We start from the raw sequence: 13,374 nt of genomic DNA on the forward strand, positions 1-13,374 counted from the left end.
AGCTCATGACTGCCATGTCCAAGCACACCCTCTCCGTCCTGGTCGAGAACAAGCCCGGCGTGCTCGCCCGGATCGCCGCCCTGTTCTCCCGTCGGGGTTTCAACATCGACTCCCTCGCCGTCGGCCCGACCGAGCACCCGGACATCTCCCGGATGACGATCGTGGTCAACGTCGAGGACCTCCCGCTGGAGCAGGTCACGAAGCAGCTGAACAAGCTGGTCAACGTGATAAAGATCGTCGAACTCGACCAGTCCGCCGCCATCCAGCGCGAACTGGTCCTGGTCAAGGTCCGCGCCGACGCCGAGACCCGGTCGCAGGTGGTGGAGATCGTCCAGCTGTTCCGGGCCAAGACCGTCGACGTCTCCCCGGACGCGGTGACCATCGAGGCCACCGGCAGCTCCGACAAGCTGGAGGCGATGCTCAAGATGCTGGAGCCGTACGGCATCAAGGAGCTCGTGCAGTCCGGCCTGGTGGCCATCGGCCGCGGTGCCCGTTCGATCACGGACCGCTCGCTGCGCGCCCTGGACCGCTCCGCCTAGCCGGAGCCGTCCCACCCCCTGAACTACTGCCCCACACCCCGGCCGGGTGGAACTACGGTAGGTACCGCACCACCCGGCATCACTACGCAAGGAGATGTGCCCCCGTGGCCGAGCTGTTCTACGAAGACGACGCCGACCTGTCCATCATCCAGGGCCGCAAGGTCGCGGTGATCGGCTACGGCAGCCAGGGCCACGCCCACGCGCTGTCGCTGCGCGACTCCGGCGTCGACGTCCGGGTCGGCCTGCTCGAGGGCTCGAAGTCGCGCGCCAAGGCCGAGGAGGCCGGTCTCAAGGTGACCGACCCGGCCACCGCCGCGGCCGAGGCCGACGTCATCATGATCCTGGTGCCGGACCCGATCCAGGCCGACGTCTACAAGGAGTCGATCGAGCCGAACCTCAAGGCGGGCGACGCCCTCTTCTTCGGCCACGGCCTCAACATCCGCTTCGGCTTCATCCAGCCGCCGGCCGACGTCGACGTCTGCATGGTCGCCCCGAAGGGCCCGGGCCACCTGGTGCGCCGCCAGTACCAGGAGGGCCGCGGCGTCCCGTGCATCGTGGCCGTCGAGCAGGACGCCACCGGCAAGGGCTTCGAGCTCGCGCTCTCCTACGCCAAGGGCATCGGCGGCACCAAGGCCGGCGTCATCAAGACCACCTTCACCGAGGAGACCGAGACCGACCTGTTCGGTGAGCAGGCCGTCCTCTGCGGTGGCACCGCCGCCCTGGTCAAGGCCGGTTTCGAGACCCTGGTCGAGGCCGGCTACCAGCCGGAGATCGCCTACTTCGAGTGCCTGCACGAGCTGAAGCTCATCGTCGACCTCATGTACGAGGGCGGCCTGGAGAAGATGCGCTGGTCCGTCTCCGAGACGGCCGAGTGGGGCGACTACGTCACCGGCCCGCGGATCATCACGGCCGACACCAAGGCCGAGATGAAGAAGGTCCTCGCCGAGATCCAGGACGGCACCTTCGCCAACACCTGGATCGCCGAGTACAAGGCCGGCCTGCCCAAGTACAACGCGTACAAGAACGCCGACTCGGAGCACCTGCTGGAGACCACCGGCAAGAAGCTGCGCAAGCTCATGAGCTGGGTCGACGAGGAGGCGTAAGCCCTCCCGTCGCCCGCCGCCACCCTTTTTGGGACGCGCTGCGCGCGACACCTACTGGGGGTCGAACTCCCTTGTACAACTAGGCTGCTCCCGTCCGAGTGATTTCGCCGGACGGGAGCAGGCTCGTATCAGCCCCGCCGATAGACTCCCGAGTACGCGTCAGGCCCACAGCGTCGTGCGTCTAGCTACGCGACATGCCACCCATCCTGTGAAGGAACAGTCGTGAGCAAATCCGTAGTTCTCATCGCCGAAGAGCTGTCCCCCGCCACCGTGGACGCCCTGGGCCCCGACTTCGAGATCCGCCAGTGCAACGGCGCCGACCGCACCGAGCTGCTGACCGCGATCGCCGACGTGGACGCCATCCTGATCCGCTCGGCCACCAAGGTGGACGCCGAGGCGCTGGCCGCCGCGAAGAAGCTCAAGGTCGTCGCCCGGGCCGGCGTGGGCCTGGACAACGTGGACGTCTCCGCCGCCACCAAGGCCGGCGTGATGGTCGTGAACGCCCCGACCTCCAACATCGTCACCGCCGCCGAGCTCGCCTGCGGCCTGCTGATCTCCGTCGCCCGCAACATCGCGCCGGCCAACGCCGCGCTCAAGCAGGGCGAGTGGAAGCGCAACAAGTACACCGGCGTCGAGCTCAGCGAGAAGACCCTCGGCGTGGTCGGCCTCGGCCGGATCGGCGTGCTGGTCGCCCAGCGGATGTCCGCCTTCGGCATGAAGATCGTCGCCTACGACCCCTACATCCAGGCCGCCCGCGCGGCCCAGATGGGCGTCAAGCTGGTCACCCTCGAGGAGCTGCTCGAGGTCGCGGACTTCATCACCGTCCACCTCCCCAAGACCCCGGAGACGATCGGCCTGATCGGCGACGAGGCGCTGCACAAGGTCAAGCCGACCGTGCGCATCGTCAACGCCGCCCGCGGCGGGATCGTGGACGAGGCCGCGCTGGCCTCCGCGCTGCGCGACGGCCGGGTGGCCGGCGCCGGCCTGGACGTCTACGCCAAGGAGCCCTGCACCGACTCCCCGCTGTTCGGCTTCGACAACGTGGTGGCCACCCCGCACCTGGGCGCCTCCACCGACGAGGCCCAGGAGAAGGCCGGCATCGCGGTGGCCAAGTCCGTCCGCCTCGCCCTGGCCGGCGAGCTGGTGCCGGACGCGGTCAACGTCCAGGGCGGCGTGATCGCCGAGGACGTCAAGCCGGGCCTGCCGCTGGCCGAGAAGCTCGGCCGGATCTTCACCGCGCTCGCGGCCGAGGTGGCGGTGCGCCTCGACGTCGAGGTGCGCGGCGAGATCACCCAGCACGACGTGAAGGTGCTCGAACTCTCCGCGCTCAAGGGCGTGTTCGAGGACGTGGTGGCCGAGACCGTCTCCTACGTGAACGCCCCGCTGTTCGCCCAGGAGCGCGGCGTGGAGGTGCGCCTGACCACCTCCAGCGAGAGCCCCGAGCACAAGAACGTGGTGACCGTGCGCGGCACCCTGGCCGACGGCGGCGAGGTGGCCGTCTCCGGCACCCTCTCCGGCCCGAAGCAGACCCAGAAGATCGTCGGCGTGGACGCCTTCGAGGTCGACGTGGCCCTCACCGACCACATGGCCTTCTTCAAGTACGAGGACCGCCCCGGCGTGGTCGGCACCCTCGGCCGGATCCTCGGCGACGCCGGCATCAACATCGCGGGCATGCAGGTCGCCCGGGACGGCGGCCTGGCGCTCGCCTCCATCACCGTGGACACCGAGGTCTCCCAGGAGGTGCTGGCCGAGATCGCCTCCGCGATCGGCGCCCGCTTCTCCCGCTCGGTCAACCTCGGCTGACGGTAAGCCAATTGGCGGGCCCGGGCTGCTTCGGCAGCCCGGGCCCGCCTGCGTTCGGGTGGTGTTCGTCTCAGATACTAGGAAATCCAACTATCTGTGCAGACAGCGCGATTGGCTTGTCGTACCGTGAAAGGGCCATACGGTGCGCCGCCCCTGCAAGCCAGGGAGACCGGCCCGTGTGCGCCGTACGCCCATGGCAGGCGACCCTTGCCGCGTACCCGCCCTCTCCCCACACGCACGCCCTCAAGGAGACCGGTATGCCCACCGTCGCTGACCGTCACGCCGCCACCCCCGCCACCCAGACCCGCGTCCCCCGCCGCCGCCACGCCCGCACCGAGTGCGACGCCCACGCGGCCCAGGCCCTGCAGCGCGCCCTCGACCGCCGCGACAACGGCGGCGCCACCGGCCACTGAGGCCCGCCCCGGCCCGCCGCGCTCAGCGGCGGGCCGGGCCCGCCGCGGTGAGCATCCGGCCCGCCGTCGGCAGGCCCCGGGCCGCCGCCAGGAAGGCGGTCACGGCCGGGGTGTGCCGCACCGAGGGGCGCAGACCGAGCACCAGGCTGCGGTGCAGCCGGGGCGCGAACGGGACGGCCCGTAGCGTGCCGGGAAGCTCGCCGGGCAGGGCGGGCGCCGACACCACCGTCACCCCGTGGCCCCGGCCCACCAGGCCGAGCAGCTCGTCCAGATCGGGCAGCCGGAGCGAGACGGCCGGCTCCCGGCCGAGGGCGCGGAAGGCCGTGCGCAGCGCGGGCTCCACCCCGTCCACCGGCAGCACGAACTTCTCCGCGAGCAGCTGCCGCACGCCCAGCCCGGCCGCGCCGGCCAGCGGGTGGCCGCCGGGCAGCACCAGGACCAGCTCCTCGCGCAGCAGCGGCAGGGTGGGGAGCTCCGCCCTGGGCGAGCCCAGGATGCCGAGGTCCACCGCCCCGCTGCGCAGCCAGTCGCTGATCTGCCGGTCGCCGCCGGCCCGCAGCGTCAGCTCGCCGCCGGGCATCTTGGCCCGGTACTCCGCCCCGAGCCGGGGCAGCAGCCGCGCCGCCACGTCGCCGGCGGCGCCGATCCGCAGCACCCCGGCGCTCTCCGCGGCCGAGCCGGTGGCCACCCGCCGCATCTGCTCGGCGTGCAGCAGCACCGCCCGCGCATGCGCCAGCACCCGCCGCCCGGCCTCGGTGAGCCGCACCCCGCCCCGGTCGCGCTGCATCAGCGCGACCCCGAGGGTGGCCTCGAGCCCGGCGATCGAGTGGCTGACGGCCGACTGACTGACCCGCAGCGTCTTGGCGGCGTTGGTGAAGCTGCCGGTGTCGGCGATCGCCACGAAGGCGGAGCACTGGGAGATTTTCATCCTGCGATCCCTTCTAGGGTCTGTCCGGCCGATCACGCCGGGCGTCCGCCGTCGGGGCACGCGCCCTCCTTGCCCGACAACGGGCAGGAGGGGCCCTTCGCCGGCTTCTCCTCAGTCGCCGATGCTCCGCATGGACTCGCCCCCAGCCTTCGGCCGGGAGGTACCCCCGCGTCGGCGCCGCCGATGCACGCGCCCTCCTTGCCCGCCAACGGGCAGGAGGGGCCCTCCAACGACGCCCGCTGATCCGACGTGATCGGCCGGACAGACCCTGGGCGCCGACTCCGGCCACCCTAACCGCCGCGTGTGACACCCCGCGCCCGCCCGCCGGCGCAGTGGAGGAGCTCCGCGCCCTTCCCCGCCGAGTCGGGTCGATCTGACCGAATCCGACCGGGTCTGTTGCCCGCCGACCGGATCGGTGGTGGGTTGGAGCTGTACCGGTGGGAGCTGGAGGGGGTAGTCGGTGGCGCCGCAGCTGGGTGAGTGGCGCGTCGGGCCGCCCGAGACCGATCCGCGGGTGCTGCTGGCCGACGCCGACCCGCTCTCCCGGCACGTGCTGACCGACGTGCTCGGCCGCAGCGGCCAGCTGCGCTCGGTGACCGGGGTCGACCTGGCCGCGCCGCTGCGGCGCTGGCCGCTGGCCGAGGTGGACGTGGCGGTGCTCAACCTCGCCGAGGGGCAGGAGCGCGGCCGGGCCGTCCGGGAGCTGACCGCACAGGGCGTCAAGGTGCTGGTGGTGGCCGGTGGTTGGACCAAGGCCCGGCTGGCGGCGGCCCTGGCCGCCGGGGCGGCGGGCTGTCTGGCCCGGGACGCCCGGGTGGGCCGGCTGGTGCCGGCCGTCCGCGCGGTGGCCGCCGGCCACGCCGTGCTCTCCCCGGAGCTGCTGGCCCTCGACCACCGCCCGCCCGCCACCGAGCCCGCCCCGACCGAGGAGCAGGCCCGGCAGCTGCTGCGCACCCTCACCGAGCGCGAGCACGAGGTGCTCGTCCTGCTGGCCGGCGGCAGCTCCACCCCCGAGGTGGCGGCGGCCCTCGGCGTCGCCCCGGCCACGGTGAAGAGCCACATCACCCACGCCCTGGGCAAGCTCGGCGCCCGCAACCGCCTGGAGGCCGTCCTGCTGGTCCAGCGCGAGAGCGCCTAGCGGCCCGGGCGACGAGGCGTCGGCTCCGTTGGTCGGATCCCCGGCGCTCCGTCAATTCCGGTACGGCGCACGCCGATCGCCGCACGCCCTCCCCGGTTGGGCCGAACGCCTGACGCCTCGTCACTCACACGAGTGCACAACCTCCCCGGACGAGGGAGAGCGCTGGCGAGCCGCCCCGGGGCCTCCCTAGCGTGAGCCTCCCCGAGGGCGACCGCGCCCGCCAGCCCCCAGGGAGGCAGACCGTGCGTACCCATGCGGCCCGCAGGCTGACCAGAATCGGCATCGGCCTGGCCCTGTTCGCGGGCTCGGCGCTGTTCGCCGCCGGACCGCCGAGCGGCGCGGTGGCCGAGGTCCGCGCGCAGGCCGGGGCCGGCGCCCCGCAGAGCATGCTGCTCGAACTCGACACCGAGGCCGCCGCCCCGGCCTGGCGCCGGGTGGGCGCCGAGGGCCGCCGGGCCCGCCGCGCCCCGGAGACGGTGCGCCGGGAGGCCGCGCAGGCCGGGGCTGCCCAGCGGCAGCGGGCCGAGGAGGCGCTGGACCGGCTGGCCGGAGCCGTGCGCCGGACCGCCCCCGACGCGCTGGAGCTCTACCGCACCCGCACCCTGCTCACCGGCCTGGCCGTCCTGGCCCCGGCCGACCGGCTGCCCGCGCTGCGCGCCCTGCCCGGGGTGCGGGCCGTGCACCCGATCAGCCACAAGCAGCGCGGCAACTCCTACTCGGTGCCGCTCACCGGCGCCCCCGGCGTCTGGTCCGGGGCCACCGGCCTGCCCGGAGACACCGGGCAGGGGGTGCGGATCGGCATCATCGACTCCGGCATCGACTACACCCACGCCGACTTCGGCGGCCCGGGCACCGAGGCCGCCTTCAAGGCGGTGGACGGCGCCAAGCCCGCCCCGGCGGATCTCTTCCCGAGCGCCAAGGTGATCGGCGGCAAGGACCTGGTCGGCGACGACTACAGCCCCGACCCGGCCTCCTCGCACTACCAGCCGGTGCCGCACCCGGACGACAACCCGATCGACTGCGCGCTCAACGGCCACGGCAGCCACGTGGCCGGCACCGCCGCCGGGTACGGCGTGACCAGCGCGGGCAAGACCTACGCCGGCCCGTACCACGAGGGCCTGGACCCGGCCGGGTTCAAGGTCGGCCCCGGCGCCGCGCCCGGCGCCAGGCTGTACGCGATCCGGGTGTTCGGCTGCGACGGCTCCACCGACCAGCTCGCCCAGGCCCTGGACCTGGCCGCCGACCCGAACGGGGACGGCGACCCCTCCGACCACCTGGACGTGGTCAACCTCTCGCTCGGCAGCCGGTTCGGCTCGCCCGACGACGCCGACGCGCTGGCCGCCGACCACCTCTCCGAGCTGGGCACCCTGGTGGTCGCGGCGGCGGGCAACGAGGGCGACCTGTACGGGGTCGGCGGCAGCCCCGGAACGGCCCCGCGCGCCCTCGCGGTGGCGGCCTCGGTGGACGCGCACGGTGACGCCGACGGCATCCGGGTGCTCGCCCCGGCGAGCCTGGCCGGGCTGGTGCCGGTGCACTGGAGCGCAAAGTACCAGGGCTGGGCGGGCAAGGAGGTGCGCGGCGAACTCGCCCGCCCGGTGGACCAGTCGGACGGCTGCACCGCCTTCTCCCCGGCCGACGCCCAGCGGCTCAAGGGCAAGGTCGCGCTGGTCTCCTGGCACGTCAAGGACCCGGACCGGGCCTGCGGCTCCGGCGTCCGGGCCGACCACGCGGCCGAGGCCGGGGCCCTGGGGGTGCTCTACGCGGCCGACGGCGACCACCTCGGCGAGATCGCCGGCGACGACCGGATCCCGGCCGCGATCCTGGCCAAGGCCGACGGCGAGCGGCTCACCGAGGCGGTGGCCACCGGCCCGGTCACCGTCCAGCTGGCCACCCCGGGCAACCCGCTGCACGGCGCCGTCTCGCAGGACCAGCCGCAGCGGGTGGACACCCTCACCGGCTTCACCTCCCGGGGCATCGGCCTGCCGGGCCTGGTCAAGCCGGACCTGGCGGCGCCCGGCGAGACGATCTGGTCGGCCAAGGCGGGCAGCGGCAGCGGCGGCATGCGCGAGGACGGCACCTCGATGGCCGCCCCGCACGTGGCGGGCCTGGCCGCGCTGGTCAAGGCCGCCCACCCCGACTGGAGCCCGGCCGAGCTCAAGGCCGCGCTGATGGACACGGCGGGCGACACCTGGCTGGGCGACGACCACTCCGGCCCGGTCTACGGCCCCGAGCGGGCCGGGGCCGGCCGGGCCCGGGTGGACCAAGCGGTGCGCACCCCGGTGCTGGCCTACGCGGCGGGCGAGGGCGCGGTGGAGGGCGCGGTCGGGGTCTCCTTCGGCCCCGTCCCGGTGACCGGCCCGACCGAGCTGACCCGGCAGGTGGAGCTGCGCAACCACTCCGACCACCCGGTCGAGTACGCCACCGGCTACCAAGCCGCCACCGAGGTGCCCGGCGCCTCCTTCGAGCTGACCCCGCGCCAGGTGCGGGTGGCGCCCGGCGGCACCGCCCGGGTCACCGTGACCCTGCGGGTGCCCGGCCGGATCGACCGGGCGCCCGACCCGACCATCGACCTGGTGCAGGGCGGCAAGGCCCGCAGCTGGCGGCCCGAGCTCTCCGGCCGGCTGGTGCTCACCCCGGTGCAGGAGGGGCCGCCGGTGCTGCGGGTGCCGCTGTTCGCCGCGCCCCGCCCGGCCTCCCGGCTGGCGGCCGGCCCGCAGGTGCGGGCGGCCGGCGGCAGCACCCTGCTCGGGCTGACCGGCACCGCCGCGCCCACCTCGGCCGCCGGCGGCCTGGTCAGCGCCTTCGCGCTGGGCGGCGAATCCCCGCGCTGGCCGGACTGCCCGCCCGGGGTGCGGGACGGCGAGCGGGACGACAACCCCTGCGTCTCGCGCCCGGGCGACCGCGCGGCCGACCTGCGCTGGGGCGGCGCCGCCAGCGACGCCACCACCGTGCAGGGCGACCCGCTCGACCAGGGCACCCTCTACCTGGCTGCCGCCTTCTGGGCCCCCGGCCCGACCCCGGTGGGCAACTTCGCCCTGAACGCCTCGCTGGACACCGACGGGGACGGCGTCACCGACGTGATCGTCACCGCCGACCGGCTCACCAACAGCGACGTGCTGGTGGCCCGGGCCCGGGACGCCCGGACCGGCGAGCTGCTCGGCATCGAGCCGCTCAACGCCCGCTGGGGCGACACCGACACCGATCTGCTGGACAGCGACGTGGTGGTGCTCCCGGTCAAGCTCGGCAGCCTGCCCGGCCTGCGCCAGAGCACCGCCAAGCTGCGCTACGCGCTCTGGACCAGCTACGCGGGGCCCGGCCTGCCCAAGGCGAAGGAGGCGCTGGCCAAGATCGGGCTGGACGGGGAGAAGCCGACCCTGGCCTTCGACGTGCTGCACCCGGTGCTGGACGTGCGCAGCGGCCCCGACGGGCCGTCAGCCCTGCTCGCCCCGGCCCGCCCGGGCACCGTGCTGGAGGTCCGCCGCCCCGAGGGCGACCCGACCAGGCTGCTCCTGCTCCACCACCTCAACCCCGACGGCACCCGCGCCGAGGTCCTCGACCTGGGGTGAGCGCCCGATCAGGATGATCTTGGAGAGCACGAAGGTGACCGGGATGGCCACCAGCGAGACCAGCAGCAGCGCGAGCAGGTGGTCCAGGTGCCACCAGCCGACCAGGGCCACCAGCCCGCCGCTCTGCACCAGGTAGTTGGTGACGTTCGGGATCGGGAAGAGCGCGAACTTCTTCCAGGTCGGCTTCGTCCGGTAGGTGAAGTGGCAGTTCAGGAAGAACGAGCCGACCATGGCGAGGGCAAAGGAGAGCGTGAAGGCCGCGAAGTACGGCAGCACGTGGTCGAAGAGCCAGAACAGCAGGAACGAGTTGGCGGTGTTGACGCCGCCGACCAGCCCGAACCTGACGAACTGCCAGAACTGCGGCTTCACCGCGCCTCCTCACTGCCGTGCTCGCCCCGGTAGCCCTCGGAGCGGAAGGTAGCACGGGGGGTGTTGGTCTCCTTGACCAGGAAGTGCGGCCGCCGCTTGGTCTCGTAGTAGATCCGGCCGATGTACTCGCCGATCAGCCCCAGCATCACCATCTGCAGCCCGCCGAGCCCGACGATCGCCACGATCAGCGTCACGTACCCCGGGGAGTCGATGCCGTCCACCAGCGCGACCCCGGTGATCCAGGCCGCGTACAGCACGGCCACCCCGACCAGGGCCAGGCCGAGGTAGATCGCCACCCGCAGCGGCCGGTTGTTGAACGAGATCAGCCCGTCCATGCCGTAGTTGAGCAGGGCGCCGAAGCGCCACTTGGTCTCCCCGGCCTCCCGGGCGGCGTTCTGGTAGTCGAAGGTGACGGTGTCGAAGCCGATCCAGGAGAACAGGCCCTTGGAGAAGCGGTTGTACTCGGGCAGCGAGAGGATCGCGTCCACCGCGCGGCGCGAGAGCAGCCGGAAGTCGCCGACCCCGTCCTTGAGCTCCACGTCCACCCACTTGTTGACCAGGCGGTAGTAGAGCCGGCTGACGGCGCTGCGCACCGCCTTGTCGCCCTCGCGGCTGCGGCGGGCGATCACCTGGTCGTGGCCCCGGTCGTAGAGGTCGAGCATCCGCTCGATCAGCTCGGGCGGGTGCTGGAGGTCGGCGTCCATCAGCACCACGGCGTCCCCGCTGGCCTCGCGCAGGCCGGCCAGCATGCCGGCCTCCTTGCCGAAGTTGCGGCTGAAGGAGACGTAGCGGGTGGTGCCGGGGTGCTTGGCGGCCAGCGCGCGCAGCCGCTCCAGGGTGGCGTCGGAGCTGCCGTCGTCCACGTAGCAGAGCTCGTAGTCGACGGGGAGGCCCTCCAGGTTGTCCCTGATCTCGGCGTCGAAGAGCTCGATCACGGCCTCTTCGTTGTAACAGGGCACGACGATGGACAGGAGCACCGGTCCTCCTCCGGTCGGGGGACGCAGAGGGCTGCCGGTCGCTCTGCCACGTATCACCAGACATCCGGTACGTATCACCAGATATCCAGTAGATCCTACCGGGCCGCCTCCCGAAGGCCCCGGAAACGCCGCAGCCGAGTGACCAGCGCGACACCCCCGACCACCACCAGCGCCGCGCCCGAGACCAGCAGCCCCGGAGTCAGCCCGGGGGTCTTGAAGGTGCAGGAGAACCGCCCCGCGCCCGAGCCCAGCGGCACCCCGATCATGCCCAGCACCTGCTGCGGCGCGACCCGCGGACCGCCGTCCACCGAGCACTCCCAGCCCTGGGTGGCCGGCACCGCGACCAGCGCCGTCCCGCTCGACCCGGCCGGCAGCTCGGCGCTCAGCCCGTGCCCCGAGCTCTGCACCGCCGTGGCCGCCCGCAGCTTCGCCAGGGCCGGCCCCAGCTCCCCGGCCCGCAGGCAGCCGACCGGCTGCGCGGGCACCTGGGAGCCCTGGTCGGTCTGCAGTGCCACCCGCACCTGCCCGTCCGCCGGCACCACGCCCAGCTCCCGGATCGGCATCGCCGTCATCGGCTGCCGCCCGTAGCTGGCGTACTTCGCGCCCAGCGCCAGCACGTTCCCGGCGAACCACGGCCCGTAGAGGTAGGCCGTCGAGCCCGGGGTGCAGCTGCCGGTGAAGGTGGTCCAGGTGCCCCCGCGCGGGGTCGGCGGCAGCGACCAGCCGCTGGTCCCGTGCAGGGTGGGCTGCGGCCCGGCCACCGGGGTCAGCGTCGGCACGTCGTAGACCCTGCTGCCCAGCAGCGACTCCTGCCGGGCCCAGACCGAGGAGGTGTCCGGCCTGCCCGTCGGGCGCACGCTCACCAGCGGCGCCGCCGCCGGCGCCTGCTTGGCGGTGAATCCGGCCGGCGCCGAGCTGCTGTCCAGGTAGGTGCGCACCCCGAACAGCGCCCGCCCCACCGGATCCGCCGGGCTCAGCGTGTGCCGCCCCTGGATGTACCAGCCCGCGCCCAGGTCGTGCAGCAGCTGCGCCGTGACGGCCGGCAGGTACGAGCTGTAGTACGCCCCGCCCTCCCCGCCCAGCAGCAGCGGGTCGTTGGAGGCGAACTCGTGCGGCCCCGGATCGGTCCGCAGCTGCGGCCAGTCGTCGGCGCCCCGGATCACCCGGTACGCCTCCTTCGACCCCGCGCTGATCGTCTCGCGCGGCTTGAAGAAGTCCAGCCGGTCCCGCAGCACCGTCGCCCAGTACGCCGCGTAGGTCGACCCGGCCAGCACCCCGGCGCTCAGCACCAGCGCCACCGCCCGCCGCACCACCCGGTCCGCGTACCACCGCCGCAGCGCCCAGAGCGCCCCGACCACCAGCGCCGTCCCGACCAGCACCAGCAGGTACGTGGAGGAGCGCACCGAGCTCTGCCCGTGCCCGAGCAGCAGCACCAGCAGCGTCACCCCGCCGCCGCCCAGCAGCGCCACCGCGTCCGGCCGCCGGGCCAGCGAGACCCAGGCCGCCATGGTGAGCAGCCCGCTCAGCACGAAGGCCGCCCGGTACGGGCTCCCGTTCGGCATGGCCAGCCCGTGCCAGAGCAGGATGGTCGGCGTCCAGACGAAGCTCAGCCCCACCGCCACCAGCAGCGCGTACCAGCCCACCCGCTCGCGCACCCGCACCCGCCGGTTGAACGGCAGCGAGGCCACCAGCAGCAGCCCCAGCACCCCGATGAAGATGTTCGGCATCGAGTGGTCCGAGCGCCCGCCCGGCAGCAGCTGCGCCAGGTAGTCGGTGAGCCCCGGCGCCCCGGCGTACCGCGCCACCGGCGCCGGCTGCGAGGCCCGGCTGGCCTTCAGGCTGACCAGGATCACCGGCGCCGTGACCAGCACCCCGACCACGACCATCCCGGCCGCCCGCCCCAGCACCCGAGCCCGCTTCCACCAGCTCACCCGGGCCAGCAGCACCCGCAGCACCAGCACCAGCCCGGCCCCGATGGTGGCCATCGCCCCGGTGTAGAAGTTCCCGCCCCAGGCCACCGCCACCGCCAGCGTCCCGAGCACCCACCGACGCTCGTGCAGGCACCAGTCACAGGCCAGCGCCACCAGCGGCAGCGAGACCAGCCCCCACATCCACATCGGATCCGGCGACCCGTCGTTCAACACCCACGCACAGAGCCCGTACCCGGCCCCCAACAACCCCCGCTGCCACCCCGGCCCCCGGTGCAACCGCCCCAGGAACACCGCCATCACGGCCGCCCCGAGCCCGATGCTCAGCAGCGTCACCAGGAACACCGGAAAGTTCACTGCATCCCGAGGAAACAGCCCCACCAGCCACGAGAACGGATTCATCAGGTACGCCATGAAGTCCGCCAGGAACGGCGCCCCGTACCCGCTGTTCCAGTTGAACAGCAGATCCCCGGTCGTGTTCCCGTGCATCAGGTCCCACAGATGCGCGTGGTACGGCACGAACTGGTTCCCCAGATCATTCACCGCCCGCGACCGCCCCCCGAACGGATACGTCCCATGCACGGCCAGCGCGAGACAGTACGCCCCCATG

General features: G+C 73.5%; 9 protein-coding genes and 1 pseudogene. 6 read left to right on the forward strand and 4 right to left on the reverse strand.

The genetic code is table 11. The annotated features are described in order from the left end of the window. Positions 1-14 precede the first annotated feature (14 nt). The 4 genes from ilvN (at position 15) to CFP65_RS39210 (ending at position 3,858) form a co-directional block, all read left to right on the forward strand. Positions 15-539 (forward strand): acetolactate synthase small subunit, encoded by a 525-nt coding sequence (gene ilvN, locus CFP65_RS25605; protein ID WP_104818406.1) that lies wholly within the window; start codon positions 15-17, stop codon positions 537-539. Positions 540-643: 104 nt separating this feature from the next. Continuing rightward, entirely contained in the window at positions 644-1,642 is a 999-nt protein-coding gene (gene ilvC, locus CFP65_RS25610) for a ketol-acid reductoisomerase (RefSeq protein ID WP_104818407.1), read from the forward strand. Positions 1,643-1,864: 222 nt separating this feature from the next. After that, positions 1,865-3,445 carry a phosphoglycerate dehydrogenase gene (serA, locus tag CFP65_RS25615; protein WP_104818408.1) on the forward strand — a complete coding sequence of 527 codons (1,581 nt, stop codon included), beginning with the start codon at positions 1,865-1,867 and terminating at the stop codon, positions 3,443-3,445. A 257-nt stretch (positions 3,446-3,702) separates the two neighbouring features. After that, complete coding sequence (locus tag CFP65_RS39210; protein WP_158702358.1) at positions 3,703-3,858, forward strand: hypothetical protein; 156 nt, start codon at positions 3,703-3,705, stop codon at positions 3,856-3,858. A gap of 22 nt (positions 3,859-3,880) precedes the next feature. On the opposite strand, the gene CFP65_RS25620 is transcribed toward CFP65_RS39210, so the two are convergent. Then, complete coding sequence (locus CFP65_RS25620) at positions 3,881-4,786, reverse strand: LysR family transcriptional regulator (protein ID WP_104818409.1); 906 nt, start codon at positions 4,784-4,786, stop codon at positions 3,881-3,883. Between the two features lie 460 nt (positions 4,787-5,246). Here CFP65_RS25620 and CFP65_RS25625 point away from each other — a divergent pair, with 460 nt between their 5' ends. Beyond that, positions 5,247-5,924, forward strand: coding sequence for a response regulator transcription factor (locus tag CFP65_RS25625; protein WP_104818410.1), 678 nt, complete (start codon positions 5,247-5,249; stop codon positions 5,922-5,924). 386 nt (positions 5,925-6,310) lie between these two features. Next, positions 6,311-8,101 (forward strand): annotated as a pseudogene (locus tag CFP65_RS41195) (S8 family serine peptidase); the annotation flags it as partial. Positions 8,102-9,355: 1,254 nt separating this feature from the next. Here the strand turns inward: CFP65_RS41195 and CFP65_RS25635 are convergent. From CFP65_RS25635 to CFP65_RS25645, 3 genes are all read right to left on the reverse strand, one after another. Continuing rightward, complete coding sequence (locus tag CFP65_RS25635; RefSeq protein WP_104818412.1) at positions 9,356-9,859, reverse strand: GtrA family protein; 504 nt, start codon at positions 9,857-9,859, stop codon at positions 9,356-9,358. Next, positions 9,856-10,836 (reverse strand): glycosyltransferase family 2 protein, encoded by a 981-nt coding sequence (locus CFP65_RS25640; protein ID WP_104818413.1) that lies wholly within the window; start codon positions 10,834-10,836, stop codon positions 9,856-9,858. The genes CFP65_RS25635 and CFP65_RS25640 overlap by 4 nt, the downstream gene beginning before the upstream one ends. Before the next feature lie 95 nt (positions 10,837-10,931). Then, entirely contained in the window at positions 10,932-13,373 is a 2,442-nt protein-coding gene (locus CFP65_RS25645; protein WP_104818414.1) for a YfhO family protein, read from the reverse strand. Between the last annotated feature and the right edge of the window lies 1 nt (position 13,374).

Source organism: Kitasatospora sp. MMS16-BH015 (assembly GCF_002943525.1).
Classification (GTDB): Bacteria; Actinomycetota; Actinomycetes; order Streptomycetales; family Streptomycetaceae; genus Kitasatospora.